The 25,950-nt window shown below is 73.0% G+C and carries 30 protein-coding genes and 1 pseudogene; 19 read left to right on the forward strand and 12 right to left on the reverse strand.

Going from position 1 to position 25,950, the window contains the following annotated elements:
- Nucleotides 1-34: 34 nt before the first annotated feature.
- Nucleotides 35-829, forward strand: coding sequence for a hypothetical protein (locus BXY45_RS15620; RefSeq protein ID WP_146211234.1), 795 nt, complete (start codon nucleotides 35-37; stop codon nucleotides 827-829).
- Here BXY45_RS15620 and BXY45_RS15625 read toward each other — a convergent pair.
- Together BXY45_RS15625 and BXY45_RS15630 are read right to left on the reverse strand one after the other, a co-directional pair.
- Entirely contained in the window at nucleotides 822-1,559 is a 738-nt protein-coding gene (locus BXY45_RS15625) for a family 16 glycosylhydrolase (protein WP_172601960.1), read from the reverse strand. The genes BXY45_RS15620 and BXY45_RS15625 overlap by 8 nt on opposite strands.
- A 9-nt stretch (nucleotides 1,560-1,568) precedes the next feature.
- Nucleotides 1,569-2,141: an ATP-binding protein gene (locus BXY45_RS15630; protein ID WP_109775449.1), complete on the reverse strand. Its 573-nt coding sequence runs from the start codon at nucleotides 2,139-2,141 to the stop codon at nucleotides 1,569-1,571.
- A gap of 53 nt (nucleotides 2,142-2,194) precedes the next feature.
- Between BXY45_RS15630 and BXY45_RS15635 the strand changes: the two genes are divergently transcribed.
- On the forward strand, nucleotides 2,195-2,401 hold the full coding sequence (locus BXY45_RS15635) for a hypothetical protein (protein ID WP_109775450.1): 207 nt from the start codon (nucleotides 2,195-2,197) through the stop codon (nucleotides 2,399-2,401).
- Between the two features lie 32 nt (nucleotides 2,402-2,433).
- On the opposite strand, the pseudogene BXY45_RS15640 reads toward BXY45_RS15635, so the two are convergent.
- Nucleotides 2,434-3,281: pseudogene (locus BXY45_RS15640) on the reverse strand (alpha/beta hydrolase).
- Nucleotides 3,278-3,772, reverse strand: a complete 495-nt coding sequence (locus tag BXY45_RS15645) for an NUDIX domain-containing protein (RefSeq protein ID WP_245961857.1) — start codon at nucleotides 3,770-3,772, stop codon at nucleotides 3,278-3,280. The pseudogene BXY45_RS15640 and the gene BXY45_RS15645 overlap by 4 nt, the downstream one beginning before the upstream one ends.
- Before the next feature lie 59 nt (nucleotides 3,773-3,831).
- On the opposite strand from BXY45_RS15645, the gene BXY45_RS15650 reads away from it, so the two are divergent.
- A complete protein-coding gene (locus BXY45_RS15650) occupies nucleotides 3,832-4,440 on the forward strand; it encodes a GNAT family N-acetyltransferase (protein WP_170131554.1) in 609 nt (202 codons plus the stop codon).
- Nucleotides 4,441-4,609: 169 nt separating this feature from the next.
- On the opposite strand, the gene BXY45_RS15655 is transcribed toward BXY45_RS15650, so the two are convergent.
- From BXY45_RS15655 to BXY45_RS15690, 8 genes are all read right to left on the reverse strand, one after another.
- Entirely contained in the window at nucleotides 4,610-5,026 is a 417-nt protein-coding gene (locus BXY45_RS15655; RefSeq protein ID WP_109775452.1) for an SHOCT domain-containing protein, read from the reverse strand.
- A gap of 220 nt (nucleotides 5,027-5,246) precedes the next feature.
- The gene (locus BXY45_RS15660) at nucleotides 5,247-5,600 is read right to left on the reverse strand and encodes a VOC family protein (RefSeq protein WP_109775453.1); all 354 of its coding nucleotides are present in this window, start codon (nucleotides 5,598-5,600) and stop codon (nucleotides 5,247-5,249) included.
- 71 nt (nucleotides 5,601-5,671) lie between these two features.
- Nucleotides 5,672-6,094: a VOC family protein gene (locus tag BXY45_RS15665; protein WP_109775454.1), complete on the reverse strand. Its 423-nt coding sequence runs from the start codon at nucleotides 6,092-6,094 to the stop codon at nucleotides 5,672-5,674.
- Between the two features lie 89 nt (nucleotides 6,095-6,183).
- Nucleotides 6,184-7,029, reverse strand: a complete 846-nt coding sequence (locus BXY45_RS15670; protein ID WP_109775455.1) for a PaaX family transcriptional regulator — start codon at nucleotides 7,027-7,029, stop codon at nucleotides 6,184-6,186.
- The gene (locus BXY45_RS15675) at nucleotides 7,026-7,835 is read right to left on the reverse strand and encodes an ABC transporter ATP-binding protein (protein ID WP_109775456.1); all 810 of its coding nucleotides are present in this window, start codon (nucleotides 7,833-7,835) and stop codon (nucleotides 7,026-7,028) included. Before BXY45_RS15675 ends, BXY45_RS15670 begins: the two co-directional genes overlap by 4 nt.
- The gene (locus tag BXY45_RS15680) at nucleotides 7,828-8,652 is read right to left on the reverse strand and encodes an ABC transporter permease (RefSeq protein WP_109775457.1); all 825 of its coding nucleotides are present in this window, start codon (nucleotides 8,650-8,652) and stop codon (nucleotides 7,828-7,830) included. Before BXY45_RS15680 ends, BXY45_RS15675 begins: the two co-directional genes overlap by 8 nt.
- Nucleotides 8,649-9,518 (reverse strand): ABC transporter permease, encoded by an 870-nt coding sequence (locus BXY45_RS15685; RefSeq protein ID WP_109775458.1) that lies wholly within the window; start codon nucleotides 9,516-9,518, stop codon nucleotides 8,649-8,651. Before BXY45_RS15685 ends, BXY45_RS15680 begins: the two co-directional genes overlap by 4 nt.
- A gap of 28 nt (nucleotides 9,519-9,546) precedes the next feature.
- Entirely contained in the window at nucleotides 9,547-10,530 is a 984-nt protein-coding gene (locus tag BXY45_RS15690) for an ABC transporter substrate-binding protein (RefSeq protein ID WP_211319620.1), read from the reverse strand.
- A 273-nt stretch (nucleotides 10,531-10,803) separates the two neighbouring features.
- On the opposite strand from BXY45_RS15690, the gene BXY45_RS15695 reads away from it, so the two are divergent.
- The 16 genes from BXY45_RS15695 (at nucleotide 10,804) to BXY45_RS15770 (ending at nucleotide 25,942) form a co-directional block, all read left to right on the forward strand.
- A complete protein-coding gene (locus BXY45_RS15695) occupies nucleotides 10,804-11,046 on the forward strand; it encodes a FitA-like ribbon-helix-helix domain-containing protein (protein ID WP_211319621.1) in 243 nt (80 codons plus the stop codon).
- A complete protein-coding gene (locus BXY45_RS15700) occupies nucleotides 11,043-11,444 on the forward strand; it encodes a type II toxin-antitoxin system VapC family toxin (RefSeq protein WP_109775461.1) in 402 nt (133 codons plus the stop codon). The genes BXY45_RS15695 and BXY45_RS15700 overlap by 4 nt, the downstream gene beginning before the upstream one ends.
- An 85-nt stretch (nucleotides 11,445-11,529) precedes the next feature.
- Nucleotides 11,530-13,824, forward strand: a complete 2,295-nt coding sequence (locus BXY45_RS15705) for a primosomal protein N' family DNA-binding protein (RefSeq protein WP_170131555.1) — start codon at nucleotides 11,530-11,532, stop codon at nucleotides 13,822-13,824.
- Between the two features lie 301 nt (nucleotides 13,825-14,125).
- Nucleotides 14,126-15,319, forward strand: a complete 1,194-nt coding sequence (locus BXY45_RS15710; protein WP_109775462.1) for an FHA domain-containing protein — start codon at nucleotides 14,126-14,128, stop codon at nucleotides 15,317-15,319.
- Nucleotides 15,320-15,449: 130 nt separating this feature from the next.
- The gene (locus BXY45_RS15715; protein ID WP_109775463.1) at nucleotides 15,450-16,643 is read left to right on the forward strand and encodes an RDD family protein; all 1,194 of its coding nucleotides are present in this window, start codon (nucleotides 15,450-15,452) and stop codon (nucleotides 16,641-16,643) included.
- A gap of 71 nt (nucleotides 16,644-16,714) precedes the next feature.
- Entirely contained in the window at nucleotides 16,715-16,960 is a 246-nt protein-coding gene (locus BXY45_RS24755; RefSeq protein WP_109775508.1) for a ribbon-helix-helix protein, CopG family, read from the forward strand.
- Nucleotides 16,960-17,364 carry a type II toxin-antitoxin system VapC family toxin gene (locus BXY45_RS15725; RefSeq protein ID WP_281270610.1) on the forward strand — a complete coding sequence of 135 codons (405 nt, stop codon included), beginning with the start codon at nucleotides 16,960-16,962 and terminating at the stop codon, nucleotides 17,362-17,364. The genes BXY45_RS24755 and BXY45_RS15725 overlap by 1 nt, the downstream gene beginning before the upstream one ends.
- Nucleotides 17,365-17,411: 47 nt before the next feature.
- A complete protein-coding gene (fmt, locus tag BXY45_RS15730; RefSeq protein ID WP_109775465.1) occupies nucleotides 17,412-18,386 on the forward strand; it encodes a methionyl-tRNA formyltransferase in 975 nt (324 codons plus the stop codon).
- Nucleotides 18,383-19,948 carry an RsmB/NOP family class I SAM-dependent RNA methyltransferase gene (locus BXY45_RS15735; protein ID WP_109775466.1) on the forward strand — a complete coding sequence of 522 codons (1,566 nt, stop codon included), beginning with the start codon at nucleotides 18,383-18,385 and terminating at the stop codon, nucleotides 19,946-19,948. The genes fmt and BXY45_RS15735 overlap by 4 nt, the downstream gene beginning before the upstream one ends.
- A gap of 166 nt (nucleotides 19,949-20,114) precedes the next feature.
- Nucleotides 20,115-20,768, forward strand: coding sequence for a ribulose-phosphate 3-epimerase (gene rpe / locus BXY45_RS15740; protein ID WP_109775509.1), 654 nt, complete (start codon nucleotides 20,115-20,117; stop codon nucleotides 20,766-20,768).
- An 88-nt stretch (nucleotides 20,769-20,856) separates the two neighbouring features.
- Nucleotides 20,857-22,422: a flotillin family protein gene (locus BXY45_RS15745; RefSeq protein ID WP_245961858.1), complete on the forward strand. Its 1,566-nt coding sequence runs from the start codon at nucleotides 20,857-20,859 to the stop codon at nucleotides 22,420-22,422.
- Nucleotides 22,423-22,443: 21 nt separating this feature from the next.
- Nucleotides 22,444-23,340 carry a leucine-rich repeat domain-containing protein gene (locus BXY45_RS15750; protein WP_146211235.1) on the forward strand — a complete coding sequence of 299 codons (897 nt, stop codon included), beginning with the start codon at nucleotides 22,444-22,446 and terminating at the stop codon, nucleotides 23,338-23,340.
- A gap of 32 nt (nucleotides 23,341-23,372) precedes the next feature.
- Nucleotides 23,373-23,894: a hypothetical protein gene (locus BXY45_RS15755; RefSeq protein ID WP_146211236.1), complete on the forward strand. Its 522-nt coding sequence runs from the start codon at nucleotides 23,373-23,375 to the stop codon at nucleotides 23,892-23,894.
- An 11-nt stretch (nucleotides 23,895-23,905) separates the two neighbouring features.
- Nucleotides 23,906-25,120 (forward strand): glutathionylspermidine synthase family protein, encoded by a 1,215-nt coding sequence (locus BXY45_RS15760; RefSeq protein ID WP_109775469.1) that lies wholly within the window; start codon nucleotides 23,906-23,908, stop codon nucleotides 25,118-25,120.
- Nucleotides 25,121-25,169: 49 nt separating this feature from the next.
- Nucleotides 25,170-25,607, forward strand: a complete 438-nt coding sequence (locus BXY45_RS15765) for a DUF350 domain-containing protein (RefSeq protein WP_211319624.1) — start codon at nucleotides 25,170-25,172, stop codon at nucleotides 25,605-25,607.
- Between the two features lie 71 nt (nucleotides 25,608-25,678).
- Complete coding sequence (locus BXY45_RS15770; protein ID WP_109775470.1) at nucleotides 25,679-25,942, forward strand: phosphoribosyl-ATP diphosphatase; 264 nt, start codon at nucleotides 25,679-25,681, stop codon at nucleotides 25,940-25,942.
- Nucleotides 25,943-25,950 lie beyond the last annotated feature (8 nt).

The following is a 25,950-nucleotide window of genomic DNA, read 5'->3' on the forward strand; positions in this document are numbered from 1 at the left end:
GACCCGCCGCCCCAGGGTGCGACACCGTGGTCCCGTGCGAGATCCGCTGGAGGGCGTCGACGGCGACGGCTGCATCCGCACCGGCGCCGACAGGTCGCGGGTGCCTGCGGTCTACGAGCCGGTCCTCGGAGCGCTGCTCGCCGCCTTCGCGCCGTCCGCGCCGTCGTCGCTGCTGCTCTACGGCTCGGTGGCCACCGGACAGGCCCGGCCGCCGACCTCAGACGTCGACGCAGTGGTGCTCGGCGTACCGCCTGCAGCGCCCGAGCCGGTGGCGCAGGAGCTCTCCACGCGCTTCGCCGACCTGTGCCGCGAGGTGGCCGTTGGAGCCGGGCAGGTGCAGGACTCCGAGGGCGACGACGAGGCGCACGGCAACCGCGTCTTCCTCAAGCACTACTGCGTGCTGCTCGCAGGCGACGACGTCGCCGCGCGCTGGCGCCCGTTCCCCGCGGACGCCCGGGCCGCCCGGGGCTTCAACGGAGACATCGCGCTGCACCTGGACCGGTGGCGCGACGCCGTCCGCACCCGCGCGGGGCGGGACACGCCCTCGTCGGCGCTGGGCCGTCGCCTCGCGCGCAAGACGCTCCTGGCGGCAGCCGGTCTCGTCAGCGTCCACGACAGCACCTGGACCACCGACCGGGCCACCGGCGCCCGGCGGTGGGGAGAGGTCGACACCGTCGTCGCCGACGACCTGCAGCTGCTGCTCGCGTGGGCCGACGGCGACGCGGCGGCCAGCGCCAGCGACGTCCTCCGGGTCCTGGCGCCCGGCGGCGCCGTGCAGCGGGTGGTCGATGCGTTCCGCGACGAGGTCGGGCTCTGGAGCGTCAGCTGAGCGCGACGCGGTGCACCAGCGCCGACTTCGGGTAGTTGCTCGCCGGCCCGGGAAGCGCGGTCTCGAAGAGGTCCACCATGAGCTGCAGCGGGTAGAGCAAGCGCTGCGTCGAGCTGTAGACCAGCTGCCCGCCGCAGGCGACGCGCACACCGTCCTCGTCCCACGCAGCGGTCCAGGTGTGCTGCTCGCCGCGTCCCACGGGCACCACCACCTCCGTCATGTCGGTGACGAGGCGCGGGTCGTGGTGGGCCTTCACCCCGACGCGCGCGGTGGTGGTCCGCTCGCCCACGGCCTCGGCGTCGATCTCGAAGACGCATACCTCGCCGCTGTCGCGCGCGTCGAGGTGCTCGGTGCCGACGAGCCACACCGCGAGCATGCAGCCGGGGTCGGTGCTCGCCGTCACGGTGACGTCCACCCGCCCGCTGGCCGGTGCCCACAGCAGGCGCTCGGTCACCGCTGTCCGCACCACCAGGCCGTCGGTGCGGTGGCGGTGCGTGCCGCGCTCCGACCCGAGCGGGCCGGAGAACGTCGCCGTCTGCAGGTTGGACACCCGCAGCGGTGCGTCTTCGGGACGCCAGTCGAGCTGGTCGGCGTCGATGCGCAGCCTCAGCCCGGCACCGGTGAGGTCGTAGCGCGCCACCGACCGCTCGGACGTGGTCCACTGCGGCAGGTAGTGGTCCACCCACAGCCCGGGGTCCAACCGCTCTCCGCCGAAGTCGTCGACGACCACCGGCGCACGCTACCCGGCTGCTGCGACCCTCGGCGCCGCGTGGAGGGCGGCGAACCCCGGAGCGCCCGTGGTCCGCTGCCCGGAGGTCGCCACCGGCTGGGCGCGCGTGCGGCGCTCGCGCCGCGCGGCCCGCGTCAGCGGCTGCGCGCTGTGGGCCAGGGTGAACCAGACGACGTGGCGCTCGCCGCACGCGTCGCTGTCGCGGGCGCTGTCGTCGACCTTCTCCAGCTGGCTGCCCCACCCGTCGGACAGGAGCCCGAACAGCGGCAGCCCCCGCCCACCGAGGTGGCAGGTGGAGGGCATGCGACTGTCCTGGCAGTGCAGCGGCGGCAGGGGCGAGGTACCGCCGTCGACCACCTCGATGCCCAGCTGCTCGTCGTCGTCGGCGATGCGGACCAGCACGGGCGCGGCGGGCGCGTGGCGCACCGCGTTGGTGACCGCTTCCGTGGCCAGCAGCAGCGCGGCGTGCAGCACCTGCGGGTTCCACGCGGCACCGACCTCGGCGAGGTGGGCGCGCACGGTCCGGGCGGCGCCGTCGTCGTGGGGGAGGGCGAGGAACGACCTCGCGCACTCTGAGCCCATGGCGACCGCCCCCGCTGCTGCAGCTGTCTCTCCGTCGAGGATGCTCGCTGTCCGTGACGCAGACCACTCGAAACGCCCCCTTCGTCCGTAAGGCGACAGAGGTCGCCCCCTGCACCCCGGTCGATGACGACGACGCACCACCGGGTCTGTACCTGACGGGCCTGCTGGTCGACCCGGCCTGGCGACGCCAGGGCCCCGGCGAGCCCTTCACCGGTGGCGTCGGGGTGCTGGTGCGGTGGGATCCCTCTGGAGCGCCGTGATGTGTCCGACGGCTCCAGCGGTCGGCGTCCCCTCACCGCGGAGGGGGTGACAGGGCCCAGCGGAGGGCGTCGGGGAGCAGGACGCCCTCGTGGTTGGGGTTGTGGCCCCCGTCTCCGACGACGAGCCGCAGGTCGTAGCCGGCCTCGGCCAGGGCCGCGGCGGTGCGCAGGTTCTCCGCCAGCCAGTTCCTGGTCGGGCGGTCCCAGCCGAGGTCGCGCGCTCCCGACTGGAGGAAGAAGCGCACGGGCTTGCGCTCGGTGCGCGGGACCAGAGACGGGTAGGGGTTGCCGCCGGGCATCTGCGCGAAGCTCGACAGGAAGCACAGGGCGGCGCCGAAGCGGTCCGGGCGCATCCACGCCGCGGTGAACGCGGCGTTCCCGCCGCTGCTCCCACCGCACACCACCCAGCGGGCGGGGTCGTCCACCAGGGTGCACCGCTCGGCGACGAAAGGGACCACCTCGGTGAGCAGGAAGGTCACGTACCGGTCGTCGAAAGTGTCGTACTCGACGTTGCGGTTCTTCGGCTGCTCCGCCCCCGGGAAGACACCGGGGTCGACGAAGACGCCGACCGTCGGCGGGACCTCACCCCGGTGGACCAGATTGTCGAGGACGACGGCGCCGCGAACCTCGCCCTGCGGATCGAGCGTCCACCACCCGTCGTTGAGGACGACGACGCCAGCTGGTTCCTCGCGCCGCACGGCGGCCGGGACGTGGATCCATATCTCCGTGACGTGCCCGGGTAGACCGAGCTGCTGTCCCAGACCAGCTCCTCCGTGTACCCCACCGGCACGTCTGGGCTGCGGACGGAATCGGGTCCGTGCTCGTAGCGGACATCGTCGAGGTCGCGGGGGAGCGGCCGGTACGGAACGTGGGCCGTCACGCTGCGGGGCCGCCGTCGTCGTCCAACTCCGCGAGGTCACCGGTCGCGAGCGCGGCCACTGCGGCACGGATGCGGCGTGCGAGCCGGTCTCCGCAGCGCTGATCCAGCAGGTCGAGGGGCGTGAAGCGGGCGGACGCCAGCTCAGCGGGCGGCAGGTGCAGGGCGGACAGGTCGTCGAGGACCCCGCCGTCGTAGATGAGCCGCAGCGCGGGGGCCGCGGGTGAGCTGTCGGTCCAGTCGAAGCACAGCAGCCGGCCCACCCGCACGCCCGTGTCAGCGAGACCGCCGGGGGTGAGGCCCAGCTCCTCGACGATCTCCCGGCGGCACGCGGCGGCCGGTGACTCTCCGGGCTCGACGAGCCCGCCGGGGATCTCCCAGGTCGGCTTGTACGTCGGCTCGACGAGCAGCACCTCGCCGACCGGGCTGAGCACCAGCGCCCCGGCGGCGGTGACGGGGCGGGCGGCTGACGCGAGCCACGGCGGCAGGTCCACGCGGGTCATCCTGGCGCCAGCGCGGTCGGGGCCCTCCGCCGACCTGTGATCATCGTTGCGTGGACGACCTCACCAGCACCGACGGCGCCCGCTCGTACGCGGCGGGCCTGCTCGTCGGAGAGCTCGTGCAGCTGCGACCCCTCGCCGACGGCGACCTCCCGCTGCTCGACGCCTGGTGGCAGCGCAGCGAGGACAAGGCGCTGCAGGCCGCCGTCGTCGTCCCCCGTCCTGCTGGATCTGCGACCGAGCAGTTCCGCAGCTGGAGCGCCAACGACGGCAGGACCGCCGACGTCGGCTTCAGCGTGGTCGAGCGGGCCACGGACGAGCTGGCCGGGCACGTGACCCTCTGGGGCGCCACCTGGTGGGACCGCTCCGCGGAACTGGCGATCATCCTCGGCCCGGACCACCAGGGTCGAGGGCTCGGCCCCGACGCCGTGGCCGTGCTGCTCCGGTACGCCTTCGACGAGCTGGGCCTGCACCGCGTCGCGCTCAAGGTGTGGGCGTACAACGACCGAGCGCTCGCCGCCTACCGCCGCGCGGGCTTCACCGAGGAGGGCCGGCTGCGCGAGGTCGCCTTCCACGCCGGCACCTGGCACGACCACGTGATCATGTCGGTGCTCGAGCACGAATGGCGCGCCCGGCGCCAAGCCTCGATCAGCGCGCCGTGACGACGCGCCGGAGAGGGACGACCACGGTGGACACCCGACCGCGCTTGTGCTGATCAGGTGTGGTGAGGTGCTCCCCACGCCCAGGGTCCGCTCCGGTCGAGCTGGAAGGCCCCGGTGAGGCAGATGAGGCACCGCATCCGAGGGGCCTGAGGCCGACGTGCGGTGATCCTCAGGACGAAGGAGCGGAGAGCAGCTTCGCGCGGGCCTCGGTGCGCTCCTGCTGGCTGATGACGCCCCGCGCGGCAAGGTCGTCGAGCTCAGCCAGGCGCTCTTCGAGGGACTTCGCTGGGGCCGTCGGAGGGGCTGCAGGGGGCGGGGTCGCGTTGAGTTTCTGGTGCAGGTCCACCGCCAGCTGAGACTCCGCCGTCATCGGGTCGAGGCCACCGCGCTTCATGACGGCGTAGTTGCGGGCAGCGCTGATGATCGTGAACACCACGACACCGATGAACACCACCACGATCAGAGCCATGAACGTCCCGAATCCTCCAGCTGCCGAGGGCTCGGGGAACCCTGGGTCGGGGAAGCTCTGGTCGGGGAGGCCCGGGTTCGTGACGCCGACGTTGACGCTCGACAGCAGTGCGTACACAGCTCCTCCTCCACCAGGGAATGCCCCGTGGAGCGCACGCTAGACGCCTGAGATCGTCAGCGGCGTGAGGTGAACCCCGAACTGGTCGGGCGTCATGGCACTCGGGGGCGGTGACAGCGGCACTCAACCTGCCGACCTGGGCGGACGACGTGGCGCGAAGGTGCTTGATCGTCGTCGTGAGGGGGGCGGCGGCGTCCAGCTCTAGAGTGCTCAGGCCCGATCAGTCGCAGACGAAGCAGAAGACGTTGCCCTCGGGATCGCGCACCACCTGGTAGGCGCCCGCGTCGTCCCGGACCGGGGTCCCCACCCGCTGACCGCCCAGCGCCTCGGCGCGAGCCAACGCCGCCTGCAGGGCGTCGTCGTCGTCGACCTCGATGTCGAGGTGGAGCCGGTTCTTGCCTGCCACCGGCTCCGGGACAGGTTGGAAGGAGAGCTTGGGGAAGCCGGGCGGCTTCACGTGCGACCAGCCGCGGGCGCGGTCGACGGGCTCGCCGCCGAGCAGCCCCGCGTAGAAGCGGACGAGCTGCTGCGGGTCGACGGCGTCGATGACGACCTGATCCAGGGAGAAGCGCACGGCGCGGAGAGTAGGCGCCCGCTCGGCGCAGGGTCACCCTGGCGACCGGGGCACTGATCAGGACGACGACGTCAGGCGGCGTCATCCGGCTCGTACCCGATGAGCCAGGTGACGCCGTGCGCGTCGCGGACCTGGCCATCGCTGGCGCCCCAGGGGCGCTGCTGCAGGGGGTCGAGCACGGTGCCGCCCTCGCTCAGCGCGTCGAACCAGCGGTGCAGCTCCTCCGGCGCTGCAGCCCCCAGCAGGGACAGCAGCAGCCCGGAGCATCGGAATGGCTCCTCTGACCCGTGGGCGTCCGCGGCGAACAGTGACACCGACCCGCGCAGCTGGCCGTGGGCGATGAGGTCTGGTGGCCCGTCAGATCTACCGAAGTCCGCGTAGCTGTGGAACTGCAGCTCCCCGCCGAACACCTCCTGGTAGCGGACGAGGGCGGCGCGCGCGATGCCGGGCAGCAGCAGGTACGGGACGGGCGCTAGGGCATTCTCGCTGCTCATGGCGGCAGGCTAGGCCGAGGTGCCGACAACGGTGGCCGGTGGAAAGACCGGTTGCCGGTGGAAAGCTCGGCGGCCGACGGGAGGCGGCGTCAGCTGACGCGCGCGGCGAAGTCACGCACGCCGGGGAAAGCGAACGCGCGGTGCCGGGCGGTGAACACGTCGACCGAGCGTGTCGCCGGCCAGTCCTCGCCCATGTACTGCGGCGGCAGACGGGGATCCACACGCAGCAGCGCAAGCCAGTCGGCGACCAGCAGCACGTGACGTGTGAGCGCGGGTAGCCCGGCCGCCGCGTCCGGGTGCTCCCAGGCCGCGATGAACTCTTCGTGAGCACGGCGGATCCCCGCGACGTCCCACGCGACGCGCACCGCGTCGGCCATCGGGTAACCGGGAAGCTCCGACGCGGCGAACGCCGTCACCGCGCCCGGGGGCAGCTCGTCCTCGACGTCGTCGAGCACAGCCGCGAGATCGACGGCCCCAGGCGCGATCCACAGACCGTCGCGCAGTGCGGCGAACCCGGCCCACGTGAGCGCTGCCCGCAGGCGGTGGCGCAGCGCGCGCTGGTCCTCCGGCAGCGTGAAGGCGACCACCGTCCACCCCTCGCCCTGCGGCGCGAAGGGCTCCGCGCCCTTGACGCGCTCCGACGCGCCCCGCAGGACGTCGACACCGCTCGCGGTGAGCTCGAACCCCACCTCGCGGCCGAGCCTGCGGCGCGCGAGCATCCCGCTCTCGACCATGCGGTCGAGGCTCGTCCGCACGGCGGGAGCCGCGAAGCCCGCAGGTTCCAAGGCGCCGATGAGCACCGACGTGCGCAGTGGTTCGAAGTACTGATCGCACACGTACTCGCCGAACAGTGCGAGCAGCAGCTGCCGCGGCTTGCGGGCGAGGACCGAGCCTTCGACCACGGCCGGCCGGACGGCCTCCAGGGCGCTGGTCACGCCACGGGTGCCGGAGGACGGACCGCCTCACCGCGCTTGGCGCGCTGGATCTGCTCATACACGTGGGTACGCAGCGCCGTGAACCTCGGCAGCGCGCGCGTGGTGATCTGGTCGCGGTCGTCGGGCAGGTCCACGTGCACATCCTCTTGCACCCACGTCGGCGACTTCGATAGCACGACCACGCGCTCGCCCAGGTACACGGACTCGTCGATGTCGTGCGTGACGAACAGGATCGACATGCCCCGCTCGCGGTGCAGCGCACGCACGAGGTCTTCGAGGTCGGCGCGGGTCTGCGCGTCGACGGCGGCGAACGGTTCGTCCATGATCAGCACCTCGGGCTGGTACGCAACGGCGCGCGCGATCGCCACGCGCTGCTGCATACCACCCGACAGCTGCCACGGGTAGCTGGCAGCGGCGTGGTCGAGCCCTACAGCACGCAGCGCATCCTCGACGAGACGGCCACGCTCGGAGCGCGACGGGTACTTGTGCTTGAGCGGCAGCTCGACGTTGCCGCGCACCGTGAGCCACGGGTACAGGCTGCGGCCGTACTCCTGGAAGACGAGCGCCATGTTCGGCGGCGGGGAGGTCACCGGCCGACCGCGCAGCTCGACGCTGCCCGACGTCGGCTTGAGCAGCCCCGAGATGCACTTGAGCAGGGTCGTCTTGCCGCACCCGGACGGTCCGACGATGCAGACCAGTTCGCCTGCGTCCATGCGGAACGTGATGTCGCCGATCGCCTCGACGCTGCCGGTCGACGAGTCGTAAACCTTCCGCAGTCCCGTGACGGTGAGCAGGTTGTCAGGCACGTGCCACCTCCTTGGTTCCGTGGTACCACCGCAGTACGCGCCGCTCGACGAGCGAGAAGACGACGGCGAGCAGCACGCCGATGAGTCCGAGCAGGACGATGCCGCCCCACATCTGATCGATGAGGTAGTTCCGCTGGAAGTACACGATGCGGTACCCCAGGCCGGAGGACGAGAAGAACATCTCCGAGATGACCATGAGGATGAGCGCGATGGACAGCGCCTGCCGCACCCCCGTCATGATGCGCGGGCTCGCCGCCGGGAGCACGAGGTAGCGCAGGCGCTCGGTGCGCGTGAGGGAGAACGACCGTGCCGTCTCCGTCATCACGGCGTCGGTGGCGCGCACGCCGTCGATCGTGTTGAGCAGCACCGGCCACAACGAGCCAGCCACGATCACCGTGATCTTCATCGCGTCGGTCGGCCCCAGGAGCACGGCGACGATGGGGATGAGCACGGGCGGCGGGATCGCGCGGAGGAACTCCAGGAGGGGTTCCAGCAGGTCACCGAGCCAGCGCACGAGGCCGATGACCGTTCCGAGGACGACGCCGAGCAGGATCGACAGCGCCGCACCGACGGCCAGGCGCGCGAGGCTCGGCAGTACGTCCTGCAGGAACGACGGGCCGACCCACGTGCTCACGAACGCGTCGCCGATGACGAGCGGGCTCGGGAAGAAGGGCGATACCGCGAAGGACGCCCAGATGCCCCACACCAGCAGCAGGACGACGGGCAGTCCCAGCGCGAACCCCGCGCCGCCCACGAGGCGCTGCCACGTGCGGTGGCGCGGGCGGGACCTGGCGACCGCGCCGCTCGATGTCGTCACGGCACCTCCTCCCCGCGCACCGACTGGTGCCACGACAGCGCCCGGCGCTCGACGAGGCGGAACACGAGGTTCACGCCCAGCCCGAGCAGACCTGTCGCGATGACCAGCGCGTACACCTGCGGGTAGTCGCCGGCGGACTGCGCGAAGATCAAGGCACGTCCGAGCCCCGGGTTGCCGATGAACATCTCCGCGGTGATGGCGAGGATCAGCGCCACCGCCGCAGCGAGCCGGACGCCCGTCATCAGGTAGGGCAGCGCCGTCGGCAGCACGAGGTGCCGTACGCGCGACCAGCGGCCGAGCCCGAAGCTACGGGCGGTGTCGCGCGCGACGGAGTCGACGTCGGCCACGCCGTACAGCACCTGTACGAACACCTGCCAGAACGACGCGAACACGATGATCACCAGCGCCGCCTGCGGCTGGATCCCGAAGACGAGGACGCACAGCGGGATGAGCGCGACCGACGGGATGGGACGGAGGAACTCCACCGTGGTGTGCGTGGCGCTGCGCAGGAACGGCACGAGCCCGATGACCGTGGCCAGCACCGTCGCAGCGGACGTGGCGACGACCAGGCCGATCGCCCAGGTCGACATGGTGCGCCGAATGTTGCGCCAGAACTCCAGGTCGCCGAGGTCGGTCGCCAGGCGGGGGAGCACCGCCGTCGGCGGCGGGAAGTAGCGGCCGTCGAGCAGACCCGCGGTGGGGACCAGCTGCCACACCCCGACGAACAGGACGATGCCGAGCGCGCCGAGCCCGGCGCGGCGCGCCGCGCGGCGCCGTCCCCGTCCGCGTCGGGGAGAGGAGGACGACGACGGCGCGGGCGTGCTCGCTCGAGCGACGGCCGCTGGCGCGAGAGCGGACGGTTGCATGGGAGGCCTCGCTTCCGGGGGAGGCGAACTACTGCTGCTTCACGAGGCGGTCGAAGTCGGGTGCCTTGTCGAGCACCGTGAACTCCACGGCCGTGTCGGCGAGCTTCTGGAGGTTCTGGGTGTCGAGCTGCCACCTGAAGGTGGGCAGCGTGATGCCGGCGGCGGCGTCGGCGGGGATCTTCAGGTTCGTCGCGATCGCGTCGCGGACGGCCGGTTCGTTGTCTGCAGCCCACGTCAGCGCCTCCTCCATGGCGGCGGAGTAGTCGGCGACGAGCTGCGGGTCCTGATCGAGCGTCTTCTGCGTGGTGATGTTCGTCAGCACCGGCAGCCCGGGGATTGTCGCCTGGTACGGCGACACGACCTTGGTGCCTCCCGCCGCGATGACCTTCGACATGAACGGGTCGGGCACCCAGGCGGCGTCGATGCTCCCGGCGTCGAGTTGGGCCGGTGCATCCGGGAAGGCCACCTCGACGAACTGGATGCTCGCGGGGTCACCGCCGGCGTCCTGCACGGCCTTCATGATCGTCACGTCGCCCGCTGCGCCGAGGCTGTTGACCGACACGCGCTTGCCGGCGAGGTCGGCGGGGCCGGTGATGCCGGATCCCGCGGGTGCCACGACGGCGTTGACGTCGGGCCCTTCCGTGTTGCTGTCGGCGTAGTCGCCGATCATCACGATGCCGAGGTTCTGCAGGTCGGCGCGGAAGGGGCCGAAAGGCTGGCCGATCGCGAACTGGATATCGCCGCTGAGCAGCGCGGGGATCGCCTGGGCGCCACCCTGGGCGGGCACGACCTCGACGTCCAGGTTGTGCTTGGTGAAGATGCCGGCGTCGATCGCGGCCCACAGGGCACCTGTCTCGGCGATCGGGAGGGCGGCGACCCGGACCTGCCGCACCTCGCCCGTGGCACTGCCGCTGCCGCTCGGAGCGGCAGCGGTCGGGGCGGCGGAGTCGGTGCACGCGCTCAGCGCGAGAGCGGCGGCGGCCAGCAGGGCGAGCCGGGAAAGCCTCTTCATCATCGGAGGGCCCTTCGTGACGGCGGACTGGACCTCCGGCAACGCGGGCGCCCTCTGCGACGGTGCTCACGGCCCCTAGCGACGCTGCTGGAGGGAAGCCGATCGTGGCCCCGGTGCTCAGTGAATGTCAAGCATTCTTCGACGACCGTCAGATTTCTGTCGAATGACAATCGGGTCCGCATCGGCGACTGGTGCCCGCCATGACTCCGCCACTGCGGCTCGTTGACAGTTCGCGCACGGCTTGGCGGGCATGGGTGCATGCAATATGCATGCATGGTCGCTCTGCAGATCCGCGACGTCCCCGACGACGTCCGCGACGAGCTCGCCCGTCGCGCCGAGGCTGCCGGCCAGTCCCTGCAGGCCTTCCTGTTGACCCTCGTGACGGCTGAGGCGCAGCGCTCACGGAACGCGACCCTGCCGCGGACCTTCGAGGGCAGGTCTGATGGCGCTCGGCTCTCCGCCGACGACGTCCTGGCAGAGCTGGACGCCGGGAGGCGCAGCAGAGACGTTCCGTGATCGTCCTCGACGTGTCCGTCCTCACCAGCGCCCTGACCGACGACGGGCCCCTCGGCGTAGCGGCCCGTGCTGAACTGTCGCGGGACCTGCGCTGGGCGGCCCCGGCCCACCTCGTCGTCGAGGTCTTCTCGGCGGTGCGGGGGCGCCGCGCCGGCGGACACATCACGGAAGAACGAGCCCTCGACGCGATCGCCGCTCTGGCTGCGGCGGTCATCGAGCCAGTGGCCACCAGCCCGCTCCTGCGGCGGATGTGGGAGCTGCGCGGACACGTGACCGGCAACGACGCGGCGTACGCGGTGGCCGCGGAGTCGCTCGGCTGTCCTCTGGTGACCGCGGACCTGCGGCTGGCGCGAGCGGCTGGTCTGCGGTGCGAGGTGCGCGTCGTGCGTCCCGAGTGACAGTGCGCCTGCGTCTGCGCCTGGGCCTGCGTAGGTCTGGGGTGGGACGGCGAGGGTTGTCGGTGGCGGCTGACACAGTGGAGGCGTGGCAGCCGAGGCGGACGGAGCGGGCGAACTCGCCCTCGACGTGGCCGTTCCCGCCCAGGCCCGCGCGAAGGTCGCAGCGAAGGGCGGCAAGCGCGCACCGAAACCGCCCGAGCCCGTGGCCGAGGTCGCGCCGGTGGCGCGCGTCGTCGTCGACGTCCCCCTGCCCCACCTCGACAGGGTCTTCGAGTACGCCGTGCCCGCTTCCATGGCCGAGACCGCGCAGCCGGGCGTGCGCGTGCGCGTGCGGTTCGCGGGCCAAGACGTCGAGGCATTCCTGCTGAGCCGCGAGCAGGTGGCGGAGCACACCGGCCGGCTCGCACCGCTGCGGGCGGTGGTCTCGCCGGAGCCCGTGCTCGACGTGGAGCTGCTCGGCACGTGCCGCGCCGTCGCCGACCGGTGGGCGGGAACCCTCGCCGACGTGCTGCGGCTCGCCGTGCCGAGGCGCCACGCCACCACCGAGAAGACGACGGCGGAGCGCGTCGCCGCACGTGACGAAGCCGCTGCCGCCGAGGGGAGCGCCCCCGCGCGGCCGGAGCTGCCCGCCGCACCCGACCCCCACGACCCTGCCGGCCCGTGGGCGCCCTACCCCGCCGGCCCCGCGCTGCTGGAGCGGCTGGCCGCGCCGGCTGCCACCACGGCTGCCACCACGGCTGCCACCGCGGGTGTCCGTGCGGTGTGGACGGCTCTGCCGTCGCCGGAGCCGACCCAGGACTGGCCGGCAGCCCTGGCCGCAGCGGCGCAGGCGGCGCTGTCTGCGGGCAGGGGTGCGCTCATCGTCGTCCCCGACCACCGCGACGTCACCCGTGTCGACGCTGCCCTGACGGCCGCGCTGGGGAGCACCCGCTCCGCGCCCCGGCACGTGCGACTCACCGCCGACCAGGGTCCCGCCGCCCGCTACGCCGCCTGGCTCGCGCTGCGCCGCGGGCACGTCCGCGTAGCGGTCGGAACCCGGGCGGCGGCGCTCGCGCCGGTCGTCGATCCGGGGCTCTTCGCCATCTGGGACGACGGCGACGACCTCCACGCCGAACCTCACGCCCCCTACCCGCACGTCCGGGAGGTGCTGGCGCTGCGCGCCGACCGCACCGGCGCAGCGTTGCTGGTGGGCGGGCACAGCCGTACCGCCGAGGGGCAGCGCTGGGTCGAGTCGGGCTGGGCCCGCGCGGTCGAGGCCCCCCGCGAGCTGGTGCGCACCGCTTCTCCCCGGGTGCTGCTCCCCGGCGACGACATCGAGGCCGAGCGCGATGCCGCCGCCCGCTCCGCCCGGCTGCCGTCGCTGGCGTTCCGGACGGCGCAGGCCGCGCTCGCGGGGCGTCTGCCGAGCCAGTCACGCCCCGGGCCGGTGCTCGTGCAGGTGCCGCGCCGCGGTTACCTGCTGACACTGCGGTGCGAGCACTGCCGGGCACGTGCTCGCTGCCGCCGGTGCGCCGGCCCGCTGCAGCTGACCGGTGCCGACCAGCACCCCGCCTGCCGCTGGTGCAGCACGGACGACCCGACGTGGACCTGCCCGCAGTGCCGTGGTGACCGGCTGCGTTCGGCGGTGGTCGGTGCCCGGCGTACCGCCGAGGAGCTGGGACGGGCCTTCCCCGGCGTGCCTGTGAAGACCTCCGGCGGGGGAGCGGGCGTGCTGGAGGCTGTCGACGGCGAACCTGCGCTCGTCATCAGCACGCCCGGCGCGGAGCCCGTCGCCGAGGGCGGGTACGCCGCGGCGCTGCTGCTGGACGGCTGGGCGATGCTCGAGCGCGAAGAGCTGCGTGCCGCCGAGGAGGCGCTGCGGCGCTGGGCCGCGGCCGCCGCACTCGTGCGACCGCAGTCAGCCGGCGGCGCGGTGGTGCTGCTGGCACCGGCCGGCGTGCCGCCGGTGGAGGCGCTCGTGCGGTGGGACCCGGCCTGGCACGCCTCCCGCGAGCTGGCCGAGCGCCGCGAGCTGGGGTTGCCGCCAGGGGCGGCGTTCGCCCGGCTCGACGGCCCCGCTGTCGCCGTCGACGGCCTCCTGGCCGCGCTGCAGCGCACCGACGACGACCGGGCCGCGTTGCCCCCGCATGCCGAGGTCTTGGGCCCGACTCCGCTGGAACCCGACCGCTACCCCCGTGGAGGCAGCGGAGGTCGCCCGTCTGGCAGCGGCGGGGGGGACGACGGCGGGACGCCGGTCCCGCGCGCGTTCGCCCTGGTCCGCGTGCCGCTCGCCGAGCGGGCGGCACTGGCGAAGGCGCTGCAGGGCGCCGTCGCCGTCCGCAGCGCCCGCAAGGAACCCGGGTCGGTGAGGGTGCAGCTCGACCCCGAGCACGTCGTCTGAGGGAGCGGCTACCTGCCGAAGGCGCTGGCCATCGAGGCCGACGACGTCTGGATGCCACCGATCCGCTGCGCCACCCGCTCGGTGGCTTCGGCGGTGACGTGCGCGAGCTCTGTGCCTCGTCGGCCACCACACCGACCAGTCCTTCTTGAAGGGACAAGCACCCCCTGTCGGACACAGCGGATCTTCCCTAGCCTCCGACCGCTGCCCGACGACCGCCGCATCCGGCTCGTGCGGGGTGTGGCGAGAGGAGAACCGTGCGCCGCCTCCGCCATCTCTGCGTGCCGAGTCCCGAGGCACGAGCATGAGCCTCACCTACCGCCCGGGCGCATGGCTCGTGGTCGCCTCGGAGCAAGCCCTGGTCGCCGTGCTCCCCGGACCGCAGCTCGAGGTGCACGAGCTGCTGGATCGCCTGTGGCCATCGGTCGACACGGGGGCTGACCTCGGCGAGCTGCTGGAGGCCGTGCTCGCCGGGGGCTGGGCCCGCGCTCCGCACTTCGTGCTCGTCCAGCGGATCGTCGGGCAGCAGGTGGCGGTGGTGGTGAGGGGCCCGGCGCGGGTCGTCGGGGAGGCGACCGGGCAGCCCGTCGAACTCACCGGGGACGGCGTGCTCACGTGGGCGGAGCAGCGCATCGACGCACTCACCGCGGTGCACCTGCCCAGCGCTGACAGCTCGCCGGACGGTCCGGTGCTTCCGCTGCGCGCGGGGGCGGTCATGGCCGCCGAGGTGCGGTGGGTCGACCAGAACACGGTCGACCAGAACACGAAGGACGAGGACGAGGACGACGACGGCGGCGTCGAGGGCGGCAATCCCGCGCTCGATGCCGCTCCCGAGCCTTCGGGCGGTCCGGTGACTGCGGCCGGGCCGGTTCCTGCTGCCTCGCCAGTCGCCGACCCGAGCCTTGACCCGACTTCTGACACGAGTCCTGACCCGACTTCTGCCCCGAGCCCTGACCCGCCGCAGGTCGTGGAGGAACCCGCGCCGGCGGTGCCGCCCGTCGCTCCAGTCCCCGCGCCGGCGCAGGTGGTCGTGCGCAACTCCGACCACGACGGGCAGACGGTCTCGGCAGCCGTCTCCGACGTGCCCTGGCCGCGTCCGCAGCCACCTACATCACAGCCGCCTGGGGGAGGGACGGCGCCGTCGAGCGCACCGCTCTGGCTGTTGCGTTTGTCCAACGGGCAGGAGGTGACCGTGCGCGGTCGGGTGCTCGTCGGTCGAGACCCCAGCGCCGAACGCGTGCCCGGCCCCGACGTCCCCCAGCTGGTGTCCGTCGACAGCCCGCCGGGTGAGGTCTCACGTACCCACCTCGAGCTGCGTGTCGACGACTCGGGGACGTTGCTCGCCCGCGATCTCCACTCGACCAACGGCACCTCCCTGCGCTCGGTTGACGGGCCGTCGAAGACGCTGGCGCCGGGGGTGAGCTCCACGGTGGTCGAGGGATCCGTCCTCGACCTGGGCGGCGGAGTCACCATCACCGTCGGTCGCCAGGGCTCGTGATGTCCGTGGCCGGACACCCCTCCCCGGTCCTGGCGGTGCGCGCCACCAGTCCTCGCCGCCGACGAAGGATGCTGCGCCCCGGCGTCGTCCTCTCCGAGCGGTCCACGATCGCGTTCTCGGAGGTGTCGTGATGTCGTACGGTCCCCATCCGTCCCGTCTGGTACCCGCGCCGCTGGGGCGCCGCCTCGGCGCCTACGCCATCAACGCGGCCATCTCGACGGCCGCGAGCCTGGTGTTCTTCCTCGTCGGGGGGCTGCTCGTCACCCTGGGGGCGCAGCTCCCTGGCGACGCCGTCGTCCGCCTGGGTCTGCTCCTCTTGGCCTTCTGGCCCGTCGGGGCTCTGGCGGGGGCCGCGGCGTGGGTCGTCATGGAGTCGCGCAGCGCCAGCCTCGGCAAGCGGGTCATGGGTCTGCGCGTCGCGAACCTCGACAGCGGCGAGAACCTCACCCTCGGACCGATCATCGGCCGGATGCTCGTGCTCGGGGCGCTCAACGGCTTCACCTTCGGCATCGGCACGATCATCATGATCGTCATCGTGACGCGGGAGCCGAACAACGACGGCCGGATGTGGCACGACCAGATCTTCGGCAGCATCGTCATCGACGAGCGCGCCAGCCCGATCTCGACGCCCGCGCCCCGGCCTGTCGATCGCCCCGTGGCTGGGCCGCCGCCTCCCGCGCCCGTCCCGTACCGGCCGATGGCGGCCAAGGCCCCCGGCGCGGTGGCCGAACCACCCTCACGATTCGGGCCGCCCGCGCCGTTCGCGCCTCGGGACCCCGCTCCGCAGCCCCCCGCTCAACAGCCCCCCGCTCAACAGCCTCGGGCTCCGCAGCCGCCGGTTCCGCCGCCTGCTCCAGTTGCTTCGGCTGCACCTGTTCCTTCGGCTGCACCTGCCGCACCCGCTGCAGCGCCGGCGCCGGCTGCAGGAGTGGCCTCCCAGGAAGCGGACGAAGCCACCCAGGTCTCGCTACGTCCCGGTCCCGCGCCGGCGGCTCCTGCCTGGACGGTGACGCTCGCCGACGGCGCTCGCGTCGTCGTCGACAAGCCCACCCTGCTCGGGCGTGACCCCGAACCGAGAGACGGCGAGCAGGGCACCACGGCGGTGCGGGTACCCGACGGAGACCGCCTCGTGTCCAAGACGCACCTGCTGCTCCGCCTCGAGGGCGGTGCCTTGTGGGCGGTCGACCGTGGCTCCACCAACGGCACCGAGCTGGTGCGGCCCGGGCGGCCGCCCCAGGAGCTCGTCGCCGACGTGTCCGTGGAGCTTCACGAGGGTGACCAGCTGTCTCTCGGCGGCGTCGTCGTCTCCGTCCGTCGATCGTGAGGTGGCAGTCGGGACAGCAGCCGCTGACCCGCGGCCGCGTGTGGCTCCTGATGGAGCGTGAGACCGGCGGTATGCTGGCATACGTGCGGCGGACCACGCTGAAGCTTTCTGACGAGCTAGATGCTCGCTTGCGCTATGAGGCACAACGCCGGGGTGTGACGATCGCCGAGGTGACGCGAGAAGCGCTCGAGGCGCACCTCGGAGGCCCGACGCGGCGTCTCGGCGCGGCAGCAGCAGGTCGAAGTGGTCGCGATGACGTCTCAGAGCGGATCGAAGAGATCCTCGCTACCGAGTTCCCCACGCCATCGCCGCGCTGATCGTCGACGCGGGCCCTCTGTACGCCTACGTCGATGCTGATGACCGGCATCACGAGGCCAGTCTCGAGCTGCTGACCCACCACCCCGGTCCGCTGATCGTCCCAACGCTCGTGGTGACCGAGGTCTGCTACCTGCTCTCGACGCGCCTCAGCGCGAAGGCGGAGGTGCGCTTCCTCGGTGACATCGCCTCGGGGTCCTTCACCGTCGAGCCCGTGCACGCCTCGGACTGGATGCGGATCGCGACGCTGGTTGCCCGGTACTCCGACCTGCCGCTGGGTGCCGTCGACGCCTCGGTCGTCGCTGCTGCGGAGCGGCTGGGCATCGTCGAGGTCGCGACCGTCGACCGCCGGCACTTCTCGGTGGTGCGTCCCCGTCACACCGAGGCCCTCGCGCTGCTGCCCTGAGGCACCGGCCCGAGGGGGCCGCTCGGTCTGGTCGGTACCGTGACCTGGTGCGCATCGTCTTTGCCGGCACGCCCGCCGTCGCCGAGACGGCGCTGGAAGCGCTGCTCGCGTCCGACCACGAGGTGGTCGGCGTCGTCTCGCGTCCCGACACCGTCGCCGGTCGTGGCCGCCGTGCCCTGCAGAGCCCCGTGGTGGTGCGTGCGCTCGCCGCGGGCCTGCCGGTGCTGCAGCCGACCCGCGCCTCCGACCCCGACTTCCTCGCGGGCCTGGCCGCGCTCGAACCCGACTGCTGCCCCGTGGTCGCCTACGGCGCGCTGCTCCCGCGGCCGGTCCTCGACGTACCCCGCCTCGGCTGGGTGAACCTGCACTTCTCGCTGCTGCCGGCCTGGCGTGGCGCTGCCCCGGTGCAGCGCGCCGTCATGGCCGGTGACGACGTCACCGGCACCACCACCTTCCTCCTGGAGGAGGGCATGGACACCGGACCGGTCCTGGGGACGACGACGACGTCCATCGGCCCCCGGGAGACCTCCGGCGAACTGCTCGCCCGTCTCGCTGTGGACGGCGCCAAGCTGCTGGTCGCCACGCTCGACGGCCTCGAGGCCGGTGCGCTGGTGCCCGTGCCGCAGCCCGCCGAGGGCGTCAGCCTGGCCCCGAAGGTCACCGTCGAGGACGCCCGCGTCCGCTGGGACGAGCCCGCCTTCGCCGTCGATCGGCGTGTTCGCGGCGTCACTCCCGCACCGGGGGCGTGGACCACGGTCGCGCGGCCCGGCGCCGAGCCCGGCGAGGTGGTGGAACGGCTCAAGATCGGCCCTGTCGAGCCACTGCCTCCGGTGGCCCTGGCGACGGCGTCCGCGCCCCGCCTCGCGCCGGGGGAGCTGCTGGTGCAGGGGCAGGAGGTGCTTGTCGGCACCGCGACCGTGCCCGTGCGTCTCGGTGAGGTGCAGCCCGCCGGTAAGCGGGCCATGCCCGCTGCGGCGTGGGCGCGCGGTGCGCGCCTGGGCGCCGGGGAGGTGCTGGCATGAGCGCGTCGCAGCCGCCGGAGCGCCGTCCGCAGCGGGGGCCCCAGCGGGGTGGTCCGCAGCGAGGTGGGCCCCAGCGTGGCGGTCCCCGCGGCACCCCGGGCGGTCCGGGCAGGTCGTGGACGACGACGGCGCCCTCCGCGCGACCGCGCAGCGGCGACCCCGCCCGCCGGGTCGCCTTCGACGTCCTGCGCGCCGTCGAGGAGCAGGACGCCTACGCCAACCTCGTGCTGCCGCGTCTTCTTCGTGCCGCCCGGCTCGACGGGCGTGACGCGGCGTTTGCCACCGAGCTCGCGTACGGCGCGCTGCGGGGACGTGGCACCTACGACGCGGTGCTCGCCGCCTGTGTCGACAGGCCGCTGACCCAGCTCGACCCGCCTGTCCTCGACGCGCTGCGCCTCGGCGCCCACCAGCTGCTCGCTACTCGCGTCGCCGCTCACGCTGCGGTGAGCGAGACGGTCGCGCTGGTGCGCGGCGCCATCGGCGCCGGCCCCTCGGGCTTCGTCAACGCTGTGCTGCGGCGTGTCTCCGAGCACGACCTGCCGACCTGGCTCGACAAGGTGGCCCCGCCGCTGGAAGGTCCCGGAGCCGACGTCGTCGCCGCACTGGCCGTCCGTGAGAGCCACCCGGCGTGGATCGTGCGCGCACTGCGCGAGGCGCTGGTCCTCGCGGGCCGCCCCGCATCGGAGCTGCCGGATCTGCTCGCCGCCGACAACGCCCGCCCCCTCGTGGCGCTCGCCGCCCTGCCGGGGCTGACGGAGCCGTCCGAGCTCCACGCTGCCGGTGCGGAGCCGGGGCGCTGGTCGCCGCTGGCCGCGGTCATGCCCGACGGTGACCCTGGCGACCTGCCCGCCGTCCGTGAGGCCCGCGCTCGCGTCCAGGACGAGGGCAGCCAGCTCGCCGCGCTTGCGCTGCTCGCCGCTCCCTTGGCGGGCGAGGACGCCGATGCGCGCTGGGCCGACCTGTGCGCCGGCCCCGGCGGCAAAGCTGCGCTGCTTGCGGCGAGCGCCGCCCAGCGGGGCGCCCGGCTGCTGGCCGTCGAGGTGGCGCCGCACCGCGCGCAGCTCGTCCAGCAGGCGCTCGCCGCCGTCGTGTCCGAGCGACCCGGGGCTGTCGAGGTGGTCACCGGAGACGGCCGCACAGTCGGGTACGACAGGCCCGGCGAGTTCGACAGGGTGCTCGTCGACGCGCCCTGCACGGGCCTGGGTGCGCTGCGCCGCCGCCCGGAGGCGCGCTGGCGCCGCAGCCCCGCTGACCTCACCGCTCTTGCACCCCTGCAGCGCGAGCTGCTCTCCTCGGCGCTCGACGCGGTGCGCCCCGGCGGCGTCGTCGCGTACGTCACCTGCAGCCCGCACCCCGCGGAGACGCAGGCCGTGGTCGACGACGTCGTCCGCCGCCACACCAAGGACGGCGAGCCCGTGGAGGTGCTCGACGCCCCCGCGGTGCTGCGTGAGGTCGCCGGCGTCGACGCGGGCACGGGCAGCGGCTCGTTGCGAGCGCAGCTGTGGCCCCACCTGCACGGCACGGACGCGATGAGCATCAGCCTGCTCCGCCGTCCCCTCTGACCTCCGCCGGGTGGCGCGGATCGGCATGATCGTGCGGGGGCTGTGGCGCTCAGCCGCATGATCGTCGACGACCTGGTCCGCGACGATCATGCGAGATTGCGCCACATCGATGCTGCCGGCGTCGCCGCCCGACCGGTGGGACGGGCGGCTGGGTAGGTTGCCGGACGTGGCCGTGACCATCGCCCCGAGCATCCTGTCCGCAGACTTCGCCAACCTCGAGGCTGAGCTCGGGCGCATCGCGACCGCCGACTGGGCCCACGTCGACGTCATGGACGCGCATTTCGTGCCCAACCTCACCCTGGGCCTGCCCGTGGTGCAGCGCCTGGCGCAGGTCAGCCCGGTGCCGCTCGACTGCCACCTGATGATCGCCGACCCCGACCGGTGGGCACCCTCGTACGCCGAGGCCGGCGCACACTCCGTGACCTTTCACGCCGAGGCCGTCGCGGCACCGATCCGCCTCGCTCGTGAGCTGCGCGACCGCGGGGCCCGTGCCGGCCTCGCGCTGAGCCCCGGTACCCCCGCCGAGCCGTTCCTCGACTGGCTGAGCGAGTTCGACATGGTGCTCGTCATGACCGTCGAGCCCGGCTTCGGCGGCCAGAGCTTCCTCGAGGGGTGCCTGCCCAAGCTGCGCCGCCTGCGCTCCGCCGTCGACGAGCACGGCCTGGAGGTGCGGCTGCAGGTGGACGGCGGCGTCTCTGCCGAGACTATCGAGCGGTGCGCGGAGAACGGCGCGGACGTCTTCGTCGCCGGTTCCGCGGTGTACGGCGCCGCCGACCCGGCCGCCGCCATCGCGCAGCTGCGTGCGCTGGCCGGAGGGTGAGTGCTGGCCGGAGGGTGAGGCCCCCTCGCGGGTGAACCCACCTGCGGGCTGACTCGCCCGCCGAGAGCGTCGCCCTAGGGTCGAGCGCGTGGACCTGACATCGGCGCTCGTTCCCATCGTCGCGATCGGCGTCGTCATCGTCGTCGTCCTGGCGGTGGTCTTCGCTCTCGCCCGGCGCTACAAGATCGCCAGCCCGTCGGAGGCGTTCATCGTCACCGGCCGCAAGGGCAAAGCGGTGACCAATCCCGAGACGGGGCAAGTCTCCACCGACCTGTCGGGCCAGCGCGTGGTCATGGGCGGCGGTGTCTTCGTCAAGCCGCTGGTCGAGCGCGTGCACGTGTTGTCGCTGAGCAGCCGCCGGATCTCGGTGAAGATCGGCGGGGCCGTCTCCAAGCAGGGCATCCGCCTGAATCTCGACGCCGTCGCCATCGTCAAGGTGGGTGGCTCCGAGGACAACGTGCGCGCCGCTGCGCAGCGCTTCCTGCACCAGCAGGACGAGATCGAGTCGTTCACGCAGGAGGTGCTCGCCGGTTCGCTGCGGTCCATCGTCGGAACGCTCACCGTCGACGAGATCATCCGTGACCGCGCCGCCTTCGCCACGCAGGTGGCCGAGGAGTCGATCTCCTCGCTGAGCAACCAGGGTCTGGTGCTTGACACCTTCCAGATCCAGGACGTCTCCGACGACACCAACTACCTTCGCGACCTGGGCCGCCCCGAGGCCGCCGCCGCGGCCCGCAACGCCGCCATCGCCGAGGCCGCCGCCCGCCGCGAGGCGAGCCAGGCCCAGGCCAAGGCCGACGAGGCCATCGCCGAGTCCCAGCGCGACCTCGACCTGCGTCGCTCCGCGTTCAAGGCCGACACCGACAGGGCCGCCGCCGACGCCGAGGCCGCCGGCTCCCTGGCCAAGGCCGAGCGCGACCAGGAGGTGCTCACCAGCCAGGAGCGCGTGGCCGAGCGGCAGGCGGCCCTCACCGAGCGCCAGCTCGACACGCAGGTCCGTAAGCCCGCCGACGCCGCCCGCTACCAGGCCGAGCAGGAGGCCCAGGGCCGCCGCAACGCGGAGATCTTCCAGGCCGAGGGCGCCAAGGCCACCGCCATCGCCGAGGCCGAGGCGGAAGCCGAGCGCACCCGCCTGGCCACCGCCGCGAACGCCGAGCGGGCCACCACGTTCGCCAAGGCCGACGCCGACGCCGCCCGCGTCGCCGCTGCAGCCGCCGCCGAGAAGGTGCGGCTGGAGGGTGAGGCCGAGCTGGCCCGCCGCACCGCCATCGCCAACGCCGTCCGCGCCGAGGGTGAGGCGGAGGCCGCCGCCATCCGCGCGAAGGGCGAGGCGGAGGCCGAGACGCAGCGCCTGCGCGCCGAGGCGTTCGAGCGGTACGGCCAGGCCGCCACCACGCAGATGGTGGTCGAGGCGCTGCCCAAGGTCGCGCGCGAGCTCGCTGCGCCGATGGCCGCCATCAGCGACCTCACGGTCATCTCCACCGACGGCGCGAGCGCCCTGTCCAAGGGCGTCGCCACCAACCTCACCGAGACCCTCGAGCTGGTGCGGCGCACCACGGGCGTGGACGTCGGTGCCCTCCTGCGCCGCAGCGCCGCGGGAGCCGGCGGCGACAGCACCACCCGCACCCCGGCCGACGCCGACGCCGACGCCTGAGGTCCGACGGCTCTGGTGGGCGTGAGGCTCCCGCTCCGCCCGCAGGGTGGAGGGCTGGTGGAGGTGGCCAGTCCCTTCACGCCGGGCATGCTCTCGCTGTTGCGACGCGGGGTCCGCGTGGTGCAGCTCGCGACGCCGCTGACCGACCGCGATCACCGCAGGCTCGGCTCCTGGTTCCAGGAGCACCCGCAGGCCGCGCTGCGCGTCTGCGCCGGGGGGCTCGGGGACGGCGCTGACCTGTCCTTCCTCCGGCACTACCCCCGGCTCACCGGCCTGAGCATCGACTCACTCGACCATGAGGTCGTGCTCGGCCCTCAGAGTCTGGATCACCTGCCGACGCCGCTGCGCGACCTCCGCCTGGAAGCACGGGCCCGCGATCTCAGACCCCTGGCCGGGGTCACCCAGCTCGAGCACCTGAAGCTCCGATCGGTCACGGCTGACCTCGCGCCCCTGACGGCGCTGACCCGGCTGCGCACGCTGGAGATCCGCCTCGGAGGGATCACCGACCTCAGCGTCGTCCCCGAGATCGGCCGGATCACCTACCTCGAGCTGTGGCTGGTCCGCGGCCTCGCCGACGTGAGCTTCCTCGCCGATATGGGCCACCTCGAGCACCTGTTCCTGCAAGCTCTCCGGAACGTCCGCGCACTGCCGGACCTCTCTCGGTGCACGGCGCTCGAGCGGGTCCACCTGGAGACGATGAAGGGGCTGGTCGACCTCTCAGCCCTCGCTACCGCCCCCGCCCTGCGGCAGCTCTCGTTGGTCGACGTCGGTCACCTGTGCCCAGAGGATCTGCTGCCGCTGAAGACCTGTGGCGCACTGGAGGAGCTGGGCGTCGGCTTGAACAGCGACCGCAAGAACCTGGCGGCGCGAGCGCTCCTGCAGATCCCCGGCTCCTACGGTGGTCACGACTGGCCGTAGCCTCAGCGCTTCCGATCGTGTGGGAGGAACGGGTGAGGAAGTCGGCAGCGGTGCCGCTCATCATCACGTCGTCGTTGGCGCTGGCCCTGTCCGGATGCTCGGGCAGCACGGACAACGGCTCCGGCAGTTCTGACGGCTCCGACGCGGAGTACCAGGGGGTCTGCGTCAACCAGACGACCGGCCAGCGCGCCGATGACGACGACTGCGGCGAGGACGACGGCCACGGCGGCACGGGCGGCTCCGGCGGCGGCCACTACTGGTACTACGGCGGTCGCGGCGCCCGGATCCCCGCGGTCGGCTCGGCCATGCCGACTGGCGGCGGCAGCAGCAGCACCGGGGGCTCGGGCAGCCAGAACGGGCAGTACGCGGGCTTCGACCGCAGCGTGCCGGACGGCTCGACCTTCGTGTCGGGAGGAGCCGACCGCGCCGGAGGCACCGTCAGCGACGACAGCCTGCGCACGGCGTCGTCGTCCAGCGGCCGGGTGCTCAGCGTGACGGAGTCGGGAAGCACCGTGCGCGGCGGACTCGGCGGCGGCTCGAAGGCCGGCAGCTGAGTGACCGCCCGGTGAAGAGGATCCGCACCACACCGCGCCCGGGGTGGCGCGAGACGGTCGTGTCGCAGGGGCTCGTCTACCCGATGACGCCGTCGCGCAACGGTCTCGGCGAGCAGGAGTACTGGTTCGAGCGGGCCTGCTACGTGCTGAGCAGCGACGAGGTGGACCACCTCGAGACCGTCACCGAGCGCGTCCACACGATGTGCGTCGAGGCCGCCCGCTACCTGTGCAGCGGTGAGCTGGGAGACCTCGGACTGCCGCCGGGTGCGCTGGAGGCGGCTCGCGTCTCCTTCGACGCCGCGCCGCCATCGTTGTACGGCAGGTTCGACCTGCGCTTCGACGGCCGCGACGACGCTCCCGCCAAGGTCCTCGAGTACAACGCCGACACTCCCACCGGGCTCGTCGAGGCGAGCGTCGCCCAGTGGTACTGGTTGCAGGACGTCGCCCCCGAGCTCGACCAGTGGAACTCCCTGCACGAGCGCCTGGTCGAGGCCTGGCGCGGCATCCGCCAGCGCACGGGCCTCGGCGTGCTGCACCTGGCGCACCTCGGCGCGGAGAAGAGCGGCGAGGAGGAGATGACCGTCGGCTACCTGCGCGACTGCGCCGACCAAGCCGGCTGGTCCACGTGCCAGCTCCAGGTGGAGCAGCTGGGGTGGAACCCCGACGTCCAGCGGTTCATCGGGCTGGACGACGACGTCATCGACGTCCTCTTCAAGCTCTACCCCTGGGAGGACGTGCTCTGGGAAGACTTCGGCGCGCACGCCCTGAGCACCCTGGAGCAAGGCGCGACGGTCTGGCTGGAGCCGCTGTGGAAGGTGGTGCTGTCCAACAAGGCGCTGCTCGTGGCGCTGTGGCGGTGCTTCCCGGGCCACGAGAACCTCCTGCCCGCGTCGATGGGCGAGCCCAACGGCATGACCGAGTGGGTGAAGAAGCCCTTGCACGGGCGCGAGGGCGACAACATCGAGGTCTCCTCCCGCGACCTCTCCCTGGTCCAGCCGGGGGAGTACGGCGAGGAGGGCTTCGTCTACCAGCAGTACGTGCGGATGCCCGACTTCGAGGGCAACAAGGCTGTGGTCGGTAGCTGGATCGTGGACGGCAAGGCAGCCGGGTGCGGGATCCGCGAGAGCGACTCCCCGGTCACCGACTACTACGCGCGCTTCGTGCCGCACCACATCGACGGGCCGGCACCGAGCCCGCAGCAGCGGGCCGCGTGGCTCGCCGAGTGACCGACGGCTGTCGAGCAGAGATCGACCAGGGATCGAGCAGGAGGTCCGCGTGGACGGGTTGGCGATGGCGGTCGGTGCTGCCGCGGTGTACACGGCGGTGGGGCTCGGGCTGCTGCTCGTGGGCTTCTACGCCCTCGACCTCATCGTGCCGGGCAAGCTGGCCACACGGGTGTTCCGCGACGCCGAGCCCGGCGCGGCGCTGGTCACCGCCGCCGGTGCCCTCGGTGTCGGGCTGATCACCTTCACCACCATCTGGCGCAACGCCGACGCCGGCTTCGGGCCGGCGCTGCTGTGGACGATCGTCTTCGGACTGGTCGGCATCGTCATGCAGGCCGTGGCGCTCTTCGTGCTCGACCTGCTGACACCCGGCAAGCTCGGTGACCTCGTGTGCACCCATCTGCCCACCGGAGCGATGCACCCCGCCGCCTGGGTGACCTCGGCGTTCCAGCTGGCCATGGCCGGCGTCGTCGTCGCCTCGGTGGCCTGACGGGGTCTTCTGGGCCGTCCGGGTCGCCCGGGGGCGAAGCTCCCCGGCGATCGCCCGTAGGCTGGCCGCTCGTGAAGTCGTTCGAGCAGCTCTTCGTCGAGCTGTCCGCCAAAGCCGCCGAGCGTCCCGCCGGCTCCCGCACCGTGGCCGAGCTCGACGCCGGCGTCCACGCCATCGGCAAGAAGCTGGTGGAGGAGGCCGCTGAGTCGTGGATGGCCGCCGAGCATGAGACGCCCCAGCGCGCCGCCGAGGAGATCTCGCAGCTGCTGTACCACGCGCAGGTGCTGATGATCGCCAGCGGTCTGTCCCTCGACGACGTCTACGAGCACCTGTGAGCAGCACG

The sequence above is a fragment of the Quadrisphaera granulorum genome (genome assembly GCF_003149145.1).
Taxonomy (GTDB): domain Bacteria; phylum Actinomycetota; class Actinomycetes; order Actinomycetales; family Quadrisphaeraceae; genus Quadrisphaera; species Quadrisphaera granulorum.